General features: G+C 41.9%; 20 protein-coding genes, 1 rRNA gene and 1 other annotated feature. All 21 genes read right to left on the reverse strand.

The window, feature by feature from the left end; translation table 11 throughout:
• Positions 1 to 11 precede the first annotated feature (11 nt).
• A complete protein-coding gene (gene rplK / locus LC455_RS27805; RefSeq protein WP_223595882.1) occupies positions 12 to 437 on the reverse strand; it encodes a 50S ribosomal protein L11 in 426 nt (141 codons plus the stop codon).
• Between the two features lie 179 nt (positions 438 to 616).
• Positions 617 to 1,150: a transcription termination/antitermination protein NusG gene (gene nusG / locus LC455_RS27810; protein WP_223595883.1), complete on the reverse strand. Its 534-nt coding sequence runs from the start codon at positions 1,148 to 1,150 to the stop codon at positions 617 to 619.
• 267 nt (positions 1,151 to 1,417) lie between these two features.
• Entirely contained in the window at positions 1,418 to 1,600 is a 183-nt protein-coding gene (gene secE, locus LC455_RS27815; RefSeq protein ID WP_223595884.1) for a preprotein translocase subunit SecE, read from the reverse strand.
• A gap of 51 nt (positions 1,601 to 1,651) precedes the next feature.
• The gene (rpmG, locus tag LC455_RS27820) at positions 1,652 to 1,798 is read right to left on the reverse strand and encodes a 50S ribosomal protein L33 (RefSeq protein WP_223595885.1); all 147 of its coding nucleotides are present in this window, start codon (positions 1,796 to 1,798) and stop codon (positions 1,652 to 1,654) included.
• Positions 1,799 to 1,899: 101 nt separating this feature from the next.
• A complete protein-coding gene (gene sigH / locus LC455_RS27825; RefSeq protein ID WP_223595887.1) occupies positions 1,900 to 2,550 on the reverse strand; it encodes an RNA polymerase sporulation sigma factor SigH in 651 nt (216 codons plus the stop codon).
• Between the two features lie 70 nt (positions 2,551 to 2,620).
• The gene (locus LC455_RS27830; protein WP_223595889.1) at positions 2,621 to 3,130 is read right to left on the reverse strand and encodes an NYN domain-containing protein; all 510 of its coding nucleotides are present in this window, start codon (positions 3,128 to 3,130) and stop codon (positions 2,621 to 2,623) included.
• A 2-nt stretch (positions 3,131 to 3,132) separates the two neighbouring features.
• Entirely contained in the window at positions 3,133 to 3,876 is a 744-nt protein-coding gene (gene rlmB, locus LC455_RS27835) for a 23S rRNA (guanosine(2251)-2'-O)-methyltransferase RlmB (protein ID WP_223595891.1), read from the reverse strand.
• Positions 3,873 to 4,298, reverse strand: coding sequence for a Mini-ribonuclease 3 (locus LC455_RS27840; RefSeq protein ID WP_223595892.1), 426 nt, complete (start codon positions 4,296 to 4,298; stop codon positions 3,873 to 3,875). The genes rlmB and LC455_RS27840 overlap by 4 nt, the downstream gene beginning before the upstream one ends.
• 4 nt (positions 4,299 to 4,302) lie before the next feature.
• Positions 4,303 to 5,700, reverse strand: a complete 1,398-nt coding sequence (cysS, locus tag LC455_RS27845) for a cysteine--tRNA ligase (RefSeq protein ID WP_223595895.1) — start codon at positions 5,698 to 5,700, stop codon at positions 4,303 to 4,305.
• On the reverse strand, positions 5,681 to 6,349 hold the full coding sequence (gene cysE, locus LC455_RS27850) for a serine O-acetyltransferase (RefSeq protein ID WP_223595897.1): 669 nt from the start codon (positions 6,347 to 6,349) through the stop codon (positions 5,681 to 5,683). The genes cysS and cysE overlap by 20 nt, the downstream gene beginning before the upstream one ends.
• A gap of 51 nt (positions 6,350 to 6,400) precedes the next feature.
• Positions 6,401 to 6,632: a binding site (T-box leader), on the reverse strand.
• 46 nt (positions 6,633 to 6,678) lie between these two features.
• The gene (gltX, locus tag LC455_RS27855; RefSeq protein ID WP_223595899.1) at positions 6,679 to 8,136 is read right to left on the reverse strand and encodes a glutamate--tRNA ligase; all 1,458 of its coding nucleotides are present in this window, start codon (positions 8,134 to 8,136) and stop codon (positions 6,679 to 6,681) included.
• A gap of 50 nt (positions 8,137 to 8,186) precedes the next feature.
• A complete protein-coding gene (gene ispF, locus LC455_RS27860; protein ID WP_223595901.1) occupies positions 8,187 to 8,663 on the reverse strand; it encodes a 2-C-methyl-D-erythritol 2,4-cyclodiphosphate synthase in 477 nt (158 codons plus the stop codon).
• A 64-nt stretch (positions 8,664 to 8,727) separates the two neighbouring features.
• A complete protein-coding gene (ispD, locus tag LC455_RS27865; protein ID WP_223595903.1) occupies positions 8,728 to 9,423 on the reverse strand; it encodes a 2-C-methyl-D-erythritol 4-phosphate cytidylyltransferase in 696 nt (231 codons plus the stop codon).
• A gap of 14 nt (positions 9,424 to 9,437) precedes the next feature.
• On the reverse strand, positions 9,438 to 10,526 hold the full coding sequence (locus LC455_RS27870) for a PIN/TRAM domain-containing protein (protein WP_223595905.1): 1,089 nt from the start codon (positions 10,524 to 10,526) through the stop codon (positions 9,438 to 9,440).
• A gap of 162 nt (positions 10,527 to 10,688) precedes the next feature.
• Positions 10,689 to 11,762: a DNA integrity scanning diadenylate cyclase DisA gene (gene disA / locus LC455_RS27875; RefSeq protein ID WP_223595907.1), complete on the reverse strand. Its 1,074-nt coding sequence runs from the start codon at positions 11,760 to 11,762 to the stop codon at positions 10,689 to 10,691.
• Positions 11,763 to 11,765: 3 nt separating this feature from the next.
• Positions 11,766 to 13,148: a DNA repair protein RadA gene (gene radA / locus LC455_RS27880; RefSeq protein ID WP_223595909.1), complete on the reverse strand. Its 1,383-nt coding sequence runs from the start codon at positions 13,146 to 13,148 to the stop codon at positions 11,766 to 11,768.
• A 114-nt stretch (positions 13,149 to 13,262) separates the two neighbouring features.
• The gene (clpC, locus tag LC455_RS27885; RefSeq protein WP_223595911.1) at positions 13,263 to 15,704 is read right to left on the reverse strand and encodes an ATP-dependent protease ATP-binding subunit ClpC; all 2,442 of its coding nucleotides are present in this window, start codon (positions 15,702 to 15,704) and stop codon (positions 13,263 to 13,265) included.
• A 4-nt stretch (positions 15,705 to 15,708) separates the two neighbouring features.
• Complete coding sequence (locus LC455_RS27890) at positions 15,709 to 16,791, reverse strand: protein arginine kinase (protein ID WP_223595912.1); 1,083 nt, start codon at positions 16,789 to 16,791, stop codon at positions 15,709 to 15,711.
• Between the two features lie 4 nt (positions 16,792 to 16,795).
• Positions 16,796 to 17,344, reverse strand: a complete 549-nt coding sequence (locus tag LC455_RS27895; RefSeq protein ID WP_223595914.1) for a UvrB/UvrC motif-containing protein — start codon at positions 17,342 to 17,344, stop codon at positions 16,796 to 16,798.
• 25 nt (positions 17,345 to 17,369) lie between these two features.
• On the reverse strand, positions 17,370 to 17,831 hold the full coding sequence (locus LC455_RS27900; RefSeq protein WP_223595915.1) for a CtsR family transcriptional regulator: 462 nt from the start codon (positions 17,829 to 17,831) through the stop codon (positions 17,370 to 17,372).
• Positions 17,832 to 18,322: 491 nt separating this feature from the next.
• Positions 18,323 to 18,439: ribosomal RNA gene (gene rrf, locus LC455_RS27905) — 5S ribosomal RNA — on the reverse strand.
• Positions 18,440 to 18,449 lie beyond the last annotated feature (10 nt).

Here is an 18,449-nt window from a genome sequence, read left to right on the forward strand (position 1 = left end):
TTTCACATGGATTAGTCTTCGATTACGATACCCATGCTGCGTGCAGTACCTTCAACCATGCGCATTGCTGCTTCAACGCTAGCTGCGTTTAGGTCAGGCATTTTTTGTTCCGCAATCTCGCGTACTGTACCACGCTTTACTGTTGCTACTTTATTACGGTTAGGCTGGCCTGAACCAGACTGAATTCCAGCTGCTACTTTCAAAAGAACGGCAGCAGGAGGAGTTTTCGTAATAAATGTAAATGAACGGTCTTCAAATACCGTGATTTCAACAGGAATGATCAATCCAGCTTGATCTGCTGTACGAGCGTTAAATTCCTTACAGAATCCCATGATGTTAACACCGGCTTGACCTAGTGCAGGACCAACTGGTGGTGCAGGGTTTGCTTTACCAGCAGGGATTTGTAATTTAACAACTTTAATTACTTTTTTAGCCACGAGACACACCTCCTTAAAGTCCGTGATGTGGTAATTGGGTTCCTTAGGGACCCTCCCACTCAGGCAATTAGTCTTTATATAAATACAAAGAACTTGACAAAAGTCTTGTCTCCAATTCGGAGACATACTGACCTATGAAATATTAACATTTTTTAAAAATGATTTCAAGTTTTTTTACATTACAATTTTTCAATTTGTGTAAAATCAAGCTCCACTGGGGTGTCACGGCCGAACATGTTAACAAGTACCTTAAGCTTCGAGTGGTTCTTGTCCATTTCTTCAACTGTTCCAGTAAAGTTCGCGAATGGGCCTTCCTTTACGCGGACTGTCTCGCCGATTTCATAATCAACATCCACACGTTTTTCATCTACACCCATACGTTTCAATAATACTTGTACCTCTTCCGGCAGTAACGGAGTCGGTTTTGATCCGGAACCTGCAGATCCAACAAATCCCGTTACACCTGGTGTATTCCGCACCACATACCAAGAATCATCGGTCATTACGATTTCAACTAATACATATCCAGGGAAAACCTTTCGCTTTACAACCTTTTTCTTACCATTTTTGATTTCAGTTTCTTCTTCCTCCGGAACGACTACGCGGAAAATTTTATCCGCCATTCCCATCGATTCCACACGTTTCTCTAGATTCGCCTTTACCTTATTTTCATAACCCGAGTAAGTATGGACTACATACCAATTCTTTTCCATTTAAGAGGACTCGCGTCCGTCCCTCCCTATTTTTACTGTCCAGCTCCAGCGCCCAGCGACTAGTGTCCTTCGCTCTCCGCCCTACGATAAGTCAAGCACGAATGCGCTGACGCTCTTCGTGTTTCCTTTATCTCAGTTGGAGCGCTCCAGGCCTGTCGTGCGCTATACGGTCGCTTCCGCTTTTCTAGCCAAATTAAAAAACCCGCATCTACGGGTTTTAGTTCAAAATTCTTTATTAGTCACCATTATACCATGAAGTATAACTTATTATTCAAGAATTAAACGAATCAATTTAGAAATTCCTAAATCTAGTACAGCAAAGAATGCCGCAAAAAAAACAACTGTTGATAAAACGGTAATCGTAGAACGAGTTAGTTCACCGCGTTTTGGCCAGCTTACTTTTCTCATTTCACGTAAAATATCACTAAAGAATTTCTTTATGCGTTGCATATCTGTAACCCCCAGACTATCTTAATCAGCATTGCAAAAAATCTATCGAAATCATTTTGTTTCTCGATGAATGGTATGGGTTGCGCAAGTCTTACAGAATTTTTTCAATTCTAATCTTTCTGAAACTGCCTGCTTGCTTGCGGTCGTATAATTACGCGAGCCGCATTCAGCACAGGCAAGAATGATTTTTTTACTCATAATAAGGCACCTTTACCCATCTTTTTTATCCCTAAAAATGTACCATGTGTCCTATTTAATGTCAATAACCATGAGAGCGGATTCAAAATTTATGCCATATATCAAAGTGAAAATTCGCGTATCTCGAGGTAACGCTCCAATTTTCTTTTCACACGCTGAAGGGCATTATCGATGGATTTAACATGGCGGTTCAGTTCTTCCGATATTTCTTGATAGGACTGTCCATCAAGGTATAGGGCTAAAACTTTCCGTTCTAAATCGCTTAATAATTCTGTCATTTTTACTTCTATATGGTCAAATTCTTCTTGATTAATGATTAATTCTTCCGGGTCAAGTACCTTGGCACCTGACAAAACATCCATCAAGGTCCGGTCCGATTCTTCATCATAGATAGGCTTGTCCAAAGAAACATAAGAATTCAACGGAATATGCTTTTGCCGTGTGGCTGTCTTAATCGCTGTAATAATTTGCCGGGTTATGCACAGCTCCGCAAACGCTTTGAATGAGGTAAGCTTGTCCTCACGAAAGTCACGAATGGCCTTATATAGACCAATCATTCCCTCTTGCACAATATCTTCTTTATCGGCTCCAATTAAAAAATAGGATCTTGCTTTTGCACGCACAAAATTACGATACTTATGGATTAAATAATCCAATGCTTCACTATCACCCTGGTGCACTAAATCGACAATTTCTTCGTCTTCCATCCGAAAAAACTCTTCGTTGATTTTTGTCCCGAAGTCCGTACTCAAAGTAGATCCCCTCCACCGAACAAGCATAGATAAGTATTATTATACATGACAAACTATGAAAATACTATGCTCATTTCTGCCCTCTGCGCCATTTTTCAAAAATTTCCGCCATTTCATCGCTAATCGGGATTTTGGACACAGGTTTCTTTTCTTGGATCTTCTTCACTTTCTTTTCGATGCCCTTCTCAATGGAAGACATTTCAACAAGGAGCTCACGAGCGGATTTTCTTAACGCCCCTTGTCCAAAAATAGCCCATTGTTCTGTAAAATCGGAGGTCGCCACATGAATTTGTGTTCTTCGATTATTTAAACTAATGGCCATTTTTTCTATCCGCTCATCAGCTGTTTCGTTTTCTTTTGTAAAAATCACTTCTACTTTATGGTTTTTATATTTTTTTTCCGTCCCTTGTACATAGTGGGCATCAAAAACAACAATAACGCGATAACCAGAAACGGCTTGATATTCAGCCATTCTTTCAACTAAGCGGTCTCTAGCAGCAGGCAGATCACGGTCCTTTAATTCCCTTAGTTCTGGCCAGGCTCCGATAATGTTGTATCCGTCAACTAGCAGGATATCCATGGCTATCCCTCTAATTTATGACGTTTTCGATATACCTCATACATCAGCAAGGCAGCCGCAACAGAGGCATTTAAGGACGTAACTTTGCCGGCCATCGGTAAATGGATGAGAAAATCACATTTATCGCGAATCAGCCTTCCCATTCCTTTACCTTCACTGCCAATGACTAAACCAAGCGGAAGTGTTCCATCCATTTGTCGGTAATCTTGTTTTCCTTTCGCATCGGTACCGGCAATCCACACACCGCGTTCCTTTAATTCCTCAATCGTTCGTGCCATATTCGTGACACGGACAACCGGGATATATTCTATTGCACCCGTCGAAGCTTTGGCAACCGTCGCCGTAAGGCCAACAGCCCTGCGCTTTGGAATAATGATGCCATGAGCTCCGACAGCATCGGCCGTCCTCATAATCGACCCGAGGTTGTGAGGGTCCTCAATTTCATCAAGCAATAAAAAGAAAGGAGGTTCGTTTTTCTTTTCTGCCGCAGCAAACAAATCATCCATTTCGGCATATTGATAGGCCGCAACGTAAGCAAGGACTCCTTGATGATTTTGGTCCGTCACTTGATCAATTTTTTTCTTTGGGACAAATTGCACCAGCACATTTGCTTCTTTTGCCAATTGGGTCACTTGCTGCATCTGACCACGCTGTGAACCTTCTGCAATTAAAATTTTATTAATATCCCTTCCTGATTTCAGTGCTTCCATAACCGGATTTTTTCCAATGATGTATTCCTGGTTCATCCTTTTTCCTCCTTTCTTTTTTCATCAACATATAAAAATGCCTTCTGAATGAGTTCCTCTAAACGAGTGATACGATCCGTTAGGTATAAATAACCCATCAACGCCTCAAAAGCAGTACTGTAACGATAAGTTTGAACATCGGTGTTTTTGGGGACAGTTCCTGACTTAGCGTTCCTGCCGCGCATGACAACAGCTAATTCTTCTTCATTTAATAGATGATCATCCATCATTTGAAAAAGAATTTGACTCTGCGCTTTCGCTGATACATATCTTGTACCAGCTCGGTGAAGCTGATGGGGCCGAACCTGGCCCCCGTACAAAAGATGACGCCTGACATATGTTTCAAAAATGGCATCACCCATGTAAGCAAGGGCGAGGCTATTCAATTGTTTAGCATCGATTGATTGTTCATAATCAAGCATTGAATTAGCCTCTTTTCCATCTGGTACCCTGTGGTGTATCCTCTAAAATAATATTCATATCCTTCAATTGGTCACGAATTTGGTCAGACAATTGGAAGTTTCGGTCCTTACGTGCCTGAATACGTTTTTCAATTAAGGCATCAATCTCTTCGTCGAGCATTTCCTCTTGTTCCATCGTCAAACCAAGCACCTGAAAAAGCTCTTCAAATTGCTTGGTAAAGGCATCAATGACTTCTATTGCTGTATTTTTTTCTAATAGATAATAATTGGCCAGCTTGGAAAGATCAAAAAGAACTGAAATGGCTTTTGCTGTATTAAAATCATCATCCATCGCTTCGATAAACTGCTCGCGTAAAACGGCTATTTTTTCAAGCCACTCTTGATTATTATGAGTCAAGTCAGTACTTGCATCCTTGCGGTGTTTTAAATTTTGGTATGAGGTCGTTAAGCGTTCGAGTGCCGCCTTCGTGCTCTCCAATAATTCCTCACTATAGTTAATCGGATTGCGATAATGGACTGACAGCATGAAAAATCTTACTACCTGTGGATTATGCTGTTTGATAATGTCATGCACTAAGACGAAGTTGCCAAGTGACTTTGACATTTTTTCATTATCAATATTGATATAGCCGTTGTGCATCCAGTAGCGGGAAAATAGCTTACCTGAAAGCGCTTCTGACTGGGCAATCTCATTTTCATGATGAGGGAAGGTTAAATCCTGTCCGCCTGCATGAATATCGATTGTGTCACCAAGATATTTTTTCGCCATTGCCGAGCATTCGATATGCCAGCCTGGACGGCCAATGCCCCACGGGCTTTCCCAGTAAATTTCCCCTTCCTTTGCCGCTTTCCATAGGGCAAAGTCTAAATCATCCTGTTTTTTATCGCCGACTTCAATTCTGGCGCCAACCTGCAGGTCATCAATCGATTGGTGGGACAGCTTGCCGTATTCATCGAAGCTTCTAGTACGGAAATAGACATCTCCTTCGGATTCATAAGCGTAGCCTTTCTCAACTAACTGGCTGATAAAATCAATGATGATATCCATATTTTCCATAACGCGTGGATGGACATCCGCTTTTTTGCAGCCTAACGCCGAAACATCTTCAAAATAAGCATTGATAAATCGTTCCGCTACTGTTGGAACATCCGTCCCTAATTGATTGGCAGCACGGATTAATTTATCGTCGACATCCGTGAAATTGGAAACATACTGCACATCAAAACCGCGGAATTCTAAATAGCGGCGCACCGTATCAAACACGATTGCCGGACGGGCATTGCCTATATGAATATAATTATAGACAGTCGGCCCGCAAACATACATTTTTACTTTCCCTTCCTCTAGCGGAATGAAATCTTCCTTTTTGCGAGTGAGTGTATTATAAAGTTGAATGGCCATTGACCTTTATCCTTTCTTCCTTCAATTCTTCGAGTTCTACTTTTAACTGGTTTAGTTCAAATTGCATATCCCGCAGGCGATCAGCAACTGGATCCGGCAGGTCGCAATGATTGAAATCTTTATTAATCCGCTTGCCATCCTGAATGACAACTCTTCCCGGCACCCCTACAACCGTTGAGTTTGGCGGTACTTCCTTTAATACGACTGAACCTGCACCGATTTTGGAATTTTCCCCTACCGTAATCGAACCGAGAACTTTCGCACCGGTGGCAATGAGGGCATTATCCTTAATAGTAGGATGCCTCTTTCCTTTTTCTTTACCAGTACCTCCGAGCGTAACCCCTTGGAAAACAGTAACATTATCTCCGATTTCACATGTTTCACCGATGACAACTCCCATACCATGATCGATGAAAAATCTCCTGCCTATTTTTGCCCCCGGATGGATTTCAATTCCCGTAAAAAAGCGGCTGATTTGGGAAACAACCCGGGCTAAGAAAAATAATTTCCGTTTAAAGAGTGCATGGGCAACGCGATGTGCCCAAATAGCATGTAAGCCTGAATAGGTTAGAACCACTTCCAAATAGCTTCGTGCTGCTGGATCCTGCTCAAAAACAACTTCAATATCCTCCCTCATCCTTCTAAACATTAGCCATTTCCCCCTTGTTTTTGTAAAAATAAAAAACGCCCCTGTCATAACGACAGAGACGCTTATGCGTGGTTCCACTCTGATTAGACTGTAAGCTAATCGCTTACTAATCTCACTCTTACTTGTTAACGGAATTGTTCCGCCCAAATCTACAGGAGTTGACTCTTTCGAACTGGGGCTCAGAGGTGCATTTCAATCAATGAGAGGCTTAAACCACTTTCAGCCGGTGATGGTTCTCTCTTAAAAGCATCATTTATCTACTTTTCCTCTTCGTCGCTTTAAGATATAAAAAATTCTTACATATACTATATTACATTTTGTCTGTAATGTTAACTAATAATTTTATTAATTCTCATTTGGACCTTTTGCTTGCCTAAAAGTTCAATTGCCTGGGGGAGATCTGGTCCATGGGTTTGGCCTGTCACCGCTGCACGAATCGGCATGAACAGATTTTTTCCTTTTTGACCAGTGGATTTTTGAACAGCCTTCATGGCTGCCTTAATGCCATCTGCCTCGAAGCTTTCGAGTTGATCGAGTTCTTGAGAGAATGCCTTTAATACTTCTGGAACCTGCTCACCTGTCAGTATTTCCCTTGCATCATCCTCATATACTGCCTCGTCTGTAAAGAACATATCGGACAGCTCGACGATTTCGGCGCCAAAGCTCATTTTTTCCTGTAAAAGCGCAACTAAGCCATGTACCCAGTTTCTCTCTTCTTCGGTCGGGTTTCCGCTGATGCGACCTGCTTTCATTAAATGAGGCAGCGCTAGTTCCACAACCCGGTCAACTTCAATCTTTTTCATATATTGATTGTTCATCCAGGTAAGCTTTTGTTTATCAAATAATGCCGGTGATTTTGACAGTCGGTTTGCATCAAATATTTCAATAAATTCAGCCTTAGAATATAGTTCCTCTTCACCTGCTGGCGACCAGCCGAGTAAGGTAATAAAGTTAAATAAAGCTTCCGGCAAATAGCCTAATTCCTCGTATTGCTCAATGAATTGAATAATCGATTCATCGCGCTTGCTTAACTTTTTGCGGCTTTCGTTGACAATTAAGGTCATATGTCCAAAAATAGGCGGTTCCCAGCCTAATGCTTCATATACCATCAGCTGCTTTGGTGTGTTCGAGATATGGTCATCGCCGCGAAGGACATGAGAAATTTTCATTAAATGATCATCAATGGCAACTGCAAAGTTATAGGTAGGCGTTCCATCTTTTTTAACGATGACCCAGTCACCCATTCCTTCTGATTCAAAGGAAACGACGCCTTTAACCATATCATCAAAGGTATAGGTTTTTCCTTCAGGAACCGCAATACGGATGCTTGGCTCACGGCCTTCACTTTCCAGCTGCTGACGCTCTTCCGGAGTCAAATGACGGCATTTCCCGGAATAATGCGGCGTTTCGCCTCTTTCCGTCTGCGCTTCACGCTCTGCTTCAAGCTCCGCCTCTGTACAATAACACTTATAAGCGTGGCCCTGATCTAATAATTGATTATAGTATGTTTCATAAATATCGTTTCTTTCAGATTGACGATAGGGTCCATACTCACCGCCTACATCGACACTTTCATCCCAATCCATACCAAGCCATTTTAAATATTTTAATTGGCTTTCTTCTCCGCCCTCGATATTCCGCTTTTTATCGGTATCTTCAATCCTGATGATAAATTTCCCGCCTTTGCTGCGTGCGAATAAATAATTAAATAACGCAGTACGGGCGTTTCCGATATGTAAATGTCCTGTCGGACTCGGTGCATACCTTACACGAACTTCGTTTGACATATCTATATTGCCTCCATGGATAATTGATATCGTTTCAACTGATTATTTTATCATTTCTTTTTCAATAAAACTACTGCTTGGGAGGCAATGCCTTCTCCTCTTCCAGTGAAGCCGAGCTTTTCTGTTGTTGTCGCCTTTACATTGATTTGTTCCGGATCAGCTTCTAACAATTCAGCAATCCGTACGCGCATCTGCTCAATATAAGGAGCCATTTTCGGCTTCTGGGCAATGATCGTACAATCGGCATTCACTAGCTCATAGCCTTTTTCTTTTACTAATTGCCATACATGCTCCATCAGCTTAGTGGAGTCTGCATCCTTAAAATTCGGGTCAGTATCAGGGAAATGCTTGCCGATATCCCCTTCCCCAATTGCACCCAGGCAGGCATCAGATACCGTATGCAATAATACGTCTGCATCGGAATGACCTAACAGCCCCTTTTCGTAGGGGATAGTAATACCGCCAATAATAAGCGGCCGCCCCTCCGTTAATTGATGAACATCGAAGCCTTGACCAATTCGAAACATGATTAAAAACTCCTTTTTTTCCTATTGTCTAGCTGCAGCGCCCCAAGGAAAAAATGAACTACTTTTATCCCTGATCAAGGCGCTTCCGCTTTTCTAGTATCGCTTCCGCAAAGAATAAATCTTCAGGTGTTGTCAGCTTGATATTATCGTAATCACCTTCGACCATAGCTACAGGATGGTTGAGGCGTTCGACTAAACTCGCATCATCTGTGCCAAGAAACTGATCCTTCTCGGCGTTTTCATAGGCCTCTTTAAGCAGCGAAATACGAAAAGCTTGCGGGGTTTGCACGGCCCACAAGCTTGAACGTTCGACAGTTTCAGCAACAATACCATCCTGAACCTTTTTCATCGTGTCCTTCGCAGGTACTCCGATAATGGCAGCACCTGTTTCTACCGCCTTCTCTGATAAACGATGAATATGCTCTCTTTGAATAAATGGTCTTGCTGCATCATGAACAAGAATAATCCCTGCGCTTTTCACTGTTTTCAGAGCATTATAGATACTATGCTGTCGTTCCTTTCCACCAGGAACTAAATTGATAACTTTTTTGATTTGGTGCTTTTTTAACAAAGCTATAAATTCCGCTTCATCCTGATGATGAATGGCAAGAATGATGCCATCGCAGGCCTCGTCTTCATCAAACACCCTTAAGGTATGAATCAGGACTGGAATTTCATTAAGTGTGAGCAGCAGTTTATTTTTCCCGGCTCCCATTCTTTTTCCCTGGCCCGCAGCCGGGAGAATGACTTGGTAAGACATATAAATACCTCAATCTATAAAGCTTTTTCTAATAATTTTGGTTTAGCAAAAATCATTCGGCCGGCAGAAGTCTGAAGGACACTGGTAACCAGAACCTCGATTCTTTTCCCGATATATTCTCTTCCCTCTTCTACGACAATCATTGTTCCATCATCTAAATAAGCAACGCCTTGATGATATTCTTTTCCGTCTTTAATAACTTGAACCGTTAATTCCTCTCCTGGAAGAACAACCGGCTTCACGGCATTGGCTAAATCATTAATATTTAATACAGAGACGTTCTGCAATTCACATACTTTATTGAGATTAAAATCATTGGTAACAAGAATACCATTTGTAATTTTCGCCAGCTTGACAAGCTTTGAATCCACTTCACTAATCTCTTCAAAATCGCCCTCGTAAATTTCAACTTTAATGGCGAGTTCCTTTTGAATTCTGTTTAAAATATCTAAGCCTCGACGGCCGCGATTTCTCTTTAAGACATCAGAAGAATCTGCAATATGCTGCAATTCCGCCAAAACAAACTGGGGAATCACAATCGTCCCTTCTAAAAATCCTGTTTGGCAAATATCAGCAACACGTCCATCGATAATGACACTTGTATCTAATATTTTTAAAGATTCTTTAGCTTCCTTTTCAGTCTCTTCTTCCGATGATTTTTTCTTGCTGCTGCCCTTTCCAAAAAGACCTAAGAGCTCATCCCGTTTTTTAAAGCCCACTTGAAAGCCTAAGTAACCAAATAAGAGAGTCAGCATAATGGGTGCAACCGCATTTAACACCGGCACCTGAACAGCGTTTAGCGCAAAGCCGACTAAAAAGGCAACCAACAGGCCAAAAATGAGACCTAGACTGCCAAACAAAACATCCGTAACAGGAATTTTAACCAATGAATCTTCAGCCCATGTAATAAAATTAAACACATAATCTACTGCCCAAAAGGTAATAAGATAAAAAATAATAGCACCTAAAATAGCAGTGACATAAGAATTATTAATAACGGGAATGTCATTAATATGAAGTAGATTGAACAAATTCGGTAAAAACAAGATCCCAAGCGTACCACCTATTATGAGGAAGCAAGCCTGCACAATTCGCTTTAACATTCCTTCACCTCCTCTACTCATTATAAACAGATTCGTAAAATTGAAACCTTGAAATGTTGATTATTTTTCCAAATTGTAAAGGTCTTGAAATAAATTTGTGATGTTAAAATCTTACTCCTCATAGGGTAGCATTGGAAAATTTTTATGTCAAATAATTACCAATTACAAATGGCGGTCCGTATAAAGCCGCTCTTTAATCAATTTAAATCCTTCTTTAATTTTCTTGGCCCGAACCTCGCCAATCCCCTCAACTTCGTCCAGTTCTTCAACGGTGGCAGAAATAATATTGGAAAGCTCGTCGAAACAAGTGATGAGGTTTTCGATAATGATGGCTGGCAGCCGCGGTATTTTATTCAGAATCCGATAACCACGGGGATTTTTATTTTCATCTAAATGAACATAACCTAGGTAGCCCATTAGCTTTAATAACACCATATCTTCAATCGCGCCGCTATTGGCCAGCACCTGCATCCTTTGAAGGACCTCACGGGCTTTCACATCGCGATCATAGGCATAGTCCTTGATAATCAACATGATTTCCTCTTCAAGCTCCGTCAAAATTTCATTCATTTGCAAGCGGATAAGCCTGCCCTCTGTCCCTAGTTCATACAAAAAGGTTAATAGTTCATTTTTAATTTTTAACACCATTTCGAACCGATGAAGAACCAGTAAAAAATCATTATATGTAACTGATTCCTCAAACTCTAAAATACTTAAATTGGTAATACTTTGTTCTAAAACCGCTTTATATTTCTCTAGTGTTTGAATGGCTTGATTGGCTTTCGTTAAAATGACCGCAATATCTTTTAACGCATAACGGAAATTTCCTTGATACAAGGTAATGACATTTCGTCTTTGTGAAATAGCTATGACTAGAGCTTTCGTTTGTTTGGCAGCTCTCTCAGCCGTTCGGTGCCGCATCCCCGTTTCAGTCGAGGTTATATCCGCGTCAGGCGCCAGCTGGGCATTTGCAAATAGAATTTTATTTCCGGTTTCATTTAGGATAATGGCTCCATCCATTTTGGCCAATTCATATAAAAAGCTTGGCGAAAAAGAACAGTTGATTGCAAAGCCGCCGTCGACAATACTTTTAACCTTATCGTTATACCCAATTACAATGAGCCCCCCAGTATTGGCTCTCAGAACATTATCAATTCCCTCGCGAAGAGGCGTACCCGGGGCAATAAGCTTTAATACATCACTAACAGTATGTTCGCCAAGCTTTTTATGATCCATCCGCTACTCCCCCAACGCAGCTTTTAGTGCTTCGGTTACCGACGAAACACCAATTAGTTCAACTCCTGCCGGCCCTTTCCAGCCGCTTAAATTATTAGCTGGCAGGATGACCCGCTCAAATCCAAGCTTTGCCGCTTCCTGGACGCGCTGCTCGATTCTAGATACCCGTCTAACCTCACCGGTCAGCCCCACTTCACCGATAATGCAATCGGTCGGCCTTGTCGGTTTATCTCTAAAGCTCGAGGCGATGCTGACCGCTACAGCTAAATCAATTGCCGGCTCATCCAATTTTACGCCGCCGGCAACCTTTAAATAGGCATCTTGATTTTGCAGGAGCATTCCCACTCGTTTCTCGAGGACGGCCATTAATAGCGGCACTCGGTTATGGTCGATTCCGGTTGCCATTCTGCGCGGGTTTCCGAAGCTAGTCGGAGAGATTAACGCCTGGATTTCCACAAGAACAGGGCGTGTTCCTTCCATCGAGGCCACCACCGTAGACCCTGCCGCACCCCTTGAACGTTCTTCCAGGAAAATTTCAGATGGGTTTTCTACTTCCTCGAGGCCAAACTCCTTCATTTCAAAAATACCCATTTCATTTGTAGAGCCAAAGCGATTTTTGACTGCCCGTAATATTCGGTACGTATGGTGCCGCTCTCCTTCAAAATAAAGCACCGTATCCACCATATGCTCTAACAGTCTTGGGCCGGCAATGGAGCCTTCTTTGGTGACGTGCCCAACGATAAAAATGGCGATCCCTTTCGTTTTTCCAATTCTCATTAGTTCAGAGGTACACTCACGGACCTGGGAAACGCTCCCCGGCGCTGAAGTAATATCCGGGTGGAAGACGGTTTGGATGGAATCGATGATGACGAAACTTGGGTTTGTACTATCAATCGTTCGATTAATTTCTTCGAGATTTGTTTCCGCATAGACAAGCAGATTTTCTGATTTGATTCCTAAACGTTCAGCGCGGAGTTTGGTTTGCCTCAATGACTCCTCACCCGATATGTACAAAACCTGATTGCCTTTACCCGCCAACTGGGAGGATACTTGTAGGAGCAGCGTTGATTTACCAATTCCCGGATCCCCGCCAATCAAAACTAAAGAACCTTTAACGACCCCGCCGCCGAGGACTCGGTTCAATTCATTTAAATCAGTAAGAATTCTTGGTTCACTTATCATTTCGATTGATGTTATCGGAGTTGGTTTTGAGAGGATGGTTGAAGTACCTTGTGAATGGGCAAAAGCTCCTCTTCTATTAGCACCTGTTACCTCTACTTCCTCGACCATCTTATTCCACGAACCGCACCCCGGACATTTCCCCATCCATTTGGGCGATTCATACCCGCACTCTGAGCACATAAACTTCGTTTTTCGTTTAGCCATTCCTATACCTTCCTTACAACTGCAAAAATGAAAAAAGAGGTACACGGTTGGACTTTATTCACGTGTACCTCTACTTGAGTAACTACAGTTATTTTTTGCAGAACTTAAACTATTTTATTTCGTTAAGCTCGTTTGCTCAGCCGATTTAACAACAAATTCACCATTATCAACATCTATTATAGCATGGTGGCCTGTTAATAATGTACCTTTTAGCAGTTCTTCAGAAAGACGGTCTTCAATATGCTTTTGAATCGCACGTCTTAGTGGTCTTGCCCCATATTCTGGGTCATACCCTTCCTCTGAAATTTTGCCTTTTGCTGCAGGCGTTAATTCAATTGAAATATTTTGTTCCTTTAAGCGTTTGACTAACTGTTCTGATAATAGGGTGACAATTTCGTCTAAATGCTTCTTCTCGAGTGCATGGAAGACGATGATTTCATCGATACGGTTCAGGAATTCCGGACGGAAGGCTTTCTTTAATTCCTCCATTACTTTCCCTTTCATATCCTTATAATCTTGGGCGCTGTCCTGAATATTAAAGCCGACAAATTTGTTGCGTTTTAATGCTTCAGCTCCAACATTGGAGGTCATGATTAAGACGGTATTCCGGAAATCAACCGTTCTTCCTTTGGAGTCTGTTAAGCGTCCATCTTCAAGCACTTGAAGAAGGATATTAAATACATCCGGATGTGCTTTTTCGATCTCATCCAGCAAGATGACCGAGTATGGTTTTCTACGAACCTTCTCGGTTAATTGGCCGCCTTCTTCATAGCCGACATACCCTGGAGGGGAACCGACAAGACGGGAGGTGGAATGCTTCTCCATATACTCAGACATATCAATACGAATCATCGCATCCTCATCGCCAAACATCGCTTCAGCAAGAGCCCGTGCTAATTCCGTTTTTCCGACACCGGTAGGTCCAAGGAAGACAAAGGAACCGATTGGACGCTTTGGATCCTTTAGCCCTGCTCTTGCACGGCGGACCGCTTTAGACACTGCAATAACGGCTTCCTCTTGACCAATAACACGGGAATGAAGAACTTCCTCTAGATTTAAAAGTTTTGCAGTCTCCGTTTGTTGAAGCTTCGAAACAGGTACTCCCGTCCAGCTGGAAACAACACTGGCGATATCCTCAACCGTTACTTCGTTATTTTCTTTTCCTTGTTTTTCTTTCCACGTTTTCTTTGTTTCTTCGAGCTGTTCACGCAGACGCTGCTCTGTATCTCTTAAGGAAGCCGCTTTTTCAAACTCTTGACTTTGAACGGCTGAGTCCTTCTCTTTTCTGACATCTTCAAGCTTTACCTCTAATTCTTTTAAATTAGGAGGAGTGGTATAGGAGCGAAGACGTACCTTCGAGCCCGCTTCATCAATTAAATCGATGGCTTTATCAGGAAGGAAGCGGTCCGAAATATAACGGTCAGAAAGCTTTACCGCTGCCTCAATCGCTTCATCTGTAATCGAAACACGGTGGTGTGCCTCATAACGATCTCGCAGTCCTTCTAAAATTTGAATCGATTCCTCAGTTGTCGGTTCATCAACACGGATTGGTTGGAAACGACGTTCTAAGGCAGCATCTTTTTCAATATATTTACGGTATTCATCAAGTGTCGTTGCTCCGATACATTGAAGTTCACCACGGGCAAGCGATGGTTTTAAAATATTGGAAGCGTCAATCGCACCTTCCGCACCACCTGCGCCAATTAAGGTATGAAGTTCATCAATGAATAGAATAATATTACCGGCTTGGCGAATTTCATCCATTACTTTTTTCAGACGGTCTTCAAATTCACCTCGGTACTTGGTTCCGGCAACAACAGTTCCCATATCGAGCGTCATGACGCGCTTATCACGGAGAATTTCCGGCACTTCATTATTCACGATTTGCTGGGCAAGCCCTTCTGCAATCGCAGTTTTACCTACACCAGGCTCCCCGATTAAAACCGGGTTATTTTTTGTCCGGCGGCTTAGGACCTCGATAACTCGCTGAATTTCCTTGCTGCGTCCAATTACCGGATCCAGGCTTCCTTCTCTTGCAATCGCGGTTAAATCACGAGCAAGGCTATCAAGTGTTGGAGTATTAGCGCTTACGGCGCCGCCGCCTTGATGGCCGCCGGATTCATTGCTGCCTAATAATTGAAGGACCTGCTGGCGTGCTTTATTTAAGCTGACACCAAGGTTATTAAGTACTCGGGCTGCAACCCCTTCTCCTTCACGAATTAAACCAAGGAGAATATGCTCAGTTCCCACATAGGAATGGCCTAATTTACGGGCCTCATCCATGGAAAGTTCAATGACTTTTTTTGCTCTAGGAGTATAGTGAATGGTTTGAGACGTCTCTTGTCCTTTGCCAATTAAGTTTTCAACTTCTTTTTGGATTTTATCAGAACCTAATCCCAGTCCATAAAGGGCTTTTGCTGCGATCCCTTCTCCTTCGCGAATTAACCCTAATAAAATATGCTCTGTCCCAATATTGTTGTGACCAAGACGAATGGCTTCCTCTTGTGCTAAAGCTAAAACTTTTTGTGCTCTCTCAGTAAAACGGCCGAACATCATACTCTCACTCCTCACCTATTTTTTCTTTCTCCAAATTTAGTCGTTCCCTTATTAATGCTGCGCGTCTGATATCTCTCTCATGAGGTCTTAATGGTCCGCCGGCATACTGCTGCAAAAATCCCGGCTGGGTTAATATCATTAATTCATTTAATATCGTTTTTGGCATATCATTGATATACCCCATATCTATTCCAAGCCGAACATCGGATAAACACTTTGCAGCTTCCTTTGATTCGATGATCCGGCTATTAGATAACACGCCCAAGGAGCGGAAGACCCTGTCTTCTAATTGTATGTTAGAAGTCTTTCGTAATGCTTCGCGCGCCGACCTTTCTTGCGAAATTAGCTGGCTGACAACGCCCATCAGGTCACGGCTGGTATCCTCTTCCGATTTTCCTAATGTAATTTGATTGGAGATTTGAAATATATTCCCCAGCGCCTCACTTCCTTCACCATAAATCCCTCTAACAACCAGTCCTAATTGATGAATAGCAGGAATAATCCGGTTAATTTGCTGGGTTAACATCAACCCCGGCAGATGCATCATAACGGAAGCGCGAAGGCCTGTTCCTACGTTAGTAGGACAGCTAGTTAAGTAGCCGTGTTTTTCATCAAAAGCATATTGAATATTACTCTCAAGCCAATCATCAATTTCATTTGCAGCATCCAGCGCTTCTGATAATTGCATGCCTGGGAACAAGCATTGTATTCGGATATGATCCTCTTCATTAATCATAATACTAACTTCTTCATTTTCGGTTAATAGAATTGCACCATATGGTGAATCTTCCGCTAAATGCGGGCTGATTAAATGCTTTTCCACCAAGACTCTTTTTTGGAGCGGCTGTATTTCATCAATTTTCAACAATTCCATTTGGCCAAATTTTTGGAGCGGCGAAGTTTTTAAAATCTCTTCCATTTCTAAAATAATCTTTTTCGCCTCTTCGTGTGAAAATAAAGTTGGGAAACGATAATCATAAAAATTTCGGGCCAATCGTATTCGAGAACTTAGGACAATATCGGAATCAGGTCCTTCCGCACTCATCCATGAACTGACCGCTTGATTGAGAAAACGTTCGAGTGACACGCCTTTATTCCCCTCCCTCATGGCTGCTTGCTAGTTGTTTTTCTAAGTTCCGTATTTTATCACGAATCTCAGCAGCTTTCTCGAATTCTTCACTGATGATGGAATCTCTAAGTGCGTTTTTCAGTTCATCTAATTGCTTGCGAAGATGAATTCCACCGCCAATTCTTTTAGGGATTTTTCCATTATGTGCCGAGTTGCCGCTGTGAAGACGTCCCAAAACAGGTTTAAGCTGTTCTTTGAAGGTTTCATAGCAATGTGCACAACCGAAACGGCCTACTTTTAAAAATTGAGGAAAAGTCATTGAACAGTGATCACATTGTAGGACTTCCTCCTGATGAAACGGGCTTTGGTTGGGCTTTTTAAAAGAAGGGTCGATATTTAGTAATCCGGCTAACAGATTATTAAATGCGAAACCCGATTCTCCATTAAAAATAAACATTTCGCCTTTTTCCTGAGCACATTTCTCACAAAGATGCACTTCTGTTTTTTCACCATTTATGATTTTTGTAAAATGAAGTGCTGCAGGTCTTTGATTACACTCTTGGCAAATCATACTTTCACCTCTCCAGCAGCTTGAGTTATTTATATTTTAAAGATGTTAGCATAGCTTTTAGCATTCTGGCTCGTAATTCGTCCCGGTGTGGAAGATCAATATATAAAACAGAACGGTCAATGACACTTAACATGATTTTCGCTTCTCTGGTTGTTATTATTTCTTCCTGGACAAGCCTGAGGATGACGTCTTCGGCACTTGTTTGACTAATTCGATTTTGAATCAACGATAGCAAGTGGTCGATTAGATGGGCTAAATCATGGGATTGAACCTTCATAATTCGTATATACCCACCGCCGCCTCTTTTACTCTCAACAATGTAGCCTCTTTCGATGGTAAAGCGTGTATTGATGACGTAATTGATTTGGGACGGTACGCATTGAAATTTATCGGCGATTTCACTCCGCTTTATTTCAACAAGGTCCTCGTCACTCATTTCTAATACTTGCTTCAAATATTTTTCAATAATATCGGAGATGTTTCTCATCTTCCCACCCCCTTTGTTATTATTTTATCTGACTTTGACTATATTTGACATAAATTATACTCATTTTTTTATCTGGATGCAACGTTTCCGCTACTAATGATTTTCTCCAAATTCTGCGGATGGGAAACGTGTGAATTTTTTTATGTTGATTTTGTTTGTGGTTGGTTTGAGTGATTCTGAATGGAGGGTGGGATTGGATGGAGATAATGGACAATTTATAATTTAACAACCAGCCTCGTCTTGCATATTCTTATTAAGGACATTTTGTATCGTTGATAGTCAATTTTATCCTCATTAAGGGCTATTGGGAACATTTAGAATAGTTTAGCCACTTGTTTTGTCCTTAATAACGGCTGTTAAGGACATTTTGAACTGTTTGACCGCTACTTTTGTCCTCAATAAGGGCTATTGAGGACAATTCGATTGATTTAGCCAGAAGTTTTGTCCTTAATACAAAAAAAGACAATCCTCGTGGATTGTCCTTTTCTTGTGCCTGGCAACGTCCTACTCTCACAGGGGCGCGTGCCCCAACTACCATCGGCGCTGAGAAGCTTAACTTCCGTGTTCGGTATGGGAACGGGTGTGACCTTCTCGCCATAATTGCCAGACTATTTAATT

The sequence above is a fragment of the Neobacillus bataviensis genome, assembly GCF_019969725.1.

Excerpts from the sequence above, each read along its gene's own strand:
- ispF (WP_223595901.1), bottom strand. The coding sequence starts at position 8,663 with ATGTTTCGAATTGGTCAAGGCTTCGATGTTCATCAATTAACGGAGGGG.
- radA (WP_223595909.1), bottom strand. The coding sequence starts at position 13,148 with ATGGCTAAACGAAAAACGAAGTTTATGTGCTCAGAGTGCGGGTATGAA.
- LC455_RS27840 (WP_223595892.1), bottom strand. The coding sequence starts at position 4,298 with ATGCTTGATTATGAACAATCAATCGATGCTAAACAATTGAATAGCCTC.
- LC455_RS27830 (WP_223595889.1), bottom strand. The coding sequence starts at position 3,130 with ATGGATATCCTGCTAGTTGACGGATACAACATTATCGGAGCCTGGCCA.
- secE (WP_223595884.1), bottom strand. The coding sequence starts at position 1,600 with ATGCAACGCATAAAGAAATTCTTTAGTGATATTTTACGTGAAATGAGA.
- ispD (WP_223595903.1), bottom strand. The coding sequence starts at position 9,423 with ATGTCTTACCAAGTCATTCTCCCGGCTGCGGGCCAGGGAAAAAGAATG.
- LC455_RS27900 (WP_223595915.1), bottom strand. The coding sequence starts at position 17,831 with ATGAGAAACATCTCCGATATTATTGAAAAATATTTGAAGCAAGTATTA.
- cysS (WP_223595895.1), bottom strand. The coding sequence starts at position 5,700 with ATGGCCATTCAACTTTATAATACACTCACTCGCAAAAAGGAAGATTTC.
- LC455_RS27870 (WP_223595905.1), bottom strand. The coding sequence starts at position 10,526 with ATGTTAAAGCGAATTGTGCAGGCTTGCTTCCTCATAATAGGTGGTACG.
- LC455_RS27895 (WP_223595914.1), bottom strand. The coding sequence starts at position 17,344 with ATGATTTGCCAAGAGTGTAATCAAAGACCTGCAGCACTTCATTTTACA.
- cysE (WP_223595897.1), bottom strand. The coding sequence starts at position 6,349 with ATGTTTAGAAGGATGAGGGAGGATATTGAAGTTGTTTTTGAGCAGGAT.
- nusG (WP_223595883.1), bottom strand. The coding sequence starts at position 1,150 with ATGGAAAAGAATTGGTATGTAGTCCATACTTACTCGGGTTATGAAAAT.
- disA (WP_223595907.1), bottom strand. The coding sequence starts at position 11,762 with ATGGATCATAAAAAGCTTGGCGAACATACTGTTAGTGATGTATTAAAG.
- clpC (WP_223595911.1), bottom strand. The coding sequence starts at position 15,704 with ATGATGTTCGGCCGTTTTACTGAGAGAGCACAAAAAGTTTTAGCTTTA.
- rlmB (WP_223595891.1), bottom strand. The coding sequence starts at position 3,876 with ATGAACCAGGAATACATCATTGGAAAAAATCCGGTTATGGAAGCACTG.
- rpmG (WP_223595885.1), bottom strand. The coding sequence starts at position 1,798 with ATGAGTAAAAAAATCATTCTTGCCTGTGCTGAATGCGGCTCGCGTAAT.
- gltX (WP_223595899.1), bottom strand. The coding sequence starts at position 8,136 with ATGTCAAACGAAGTTCGTGTAAGGTATGCACCGAGTCCGACAGGACAT.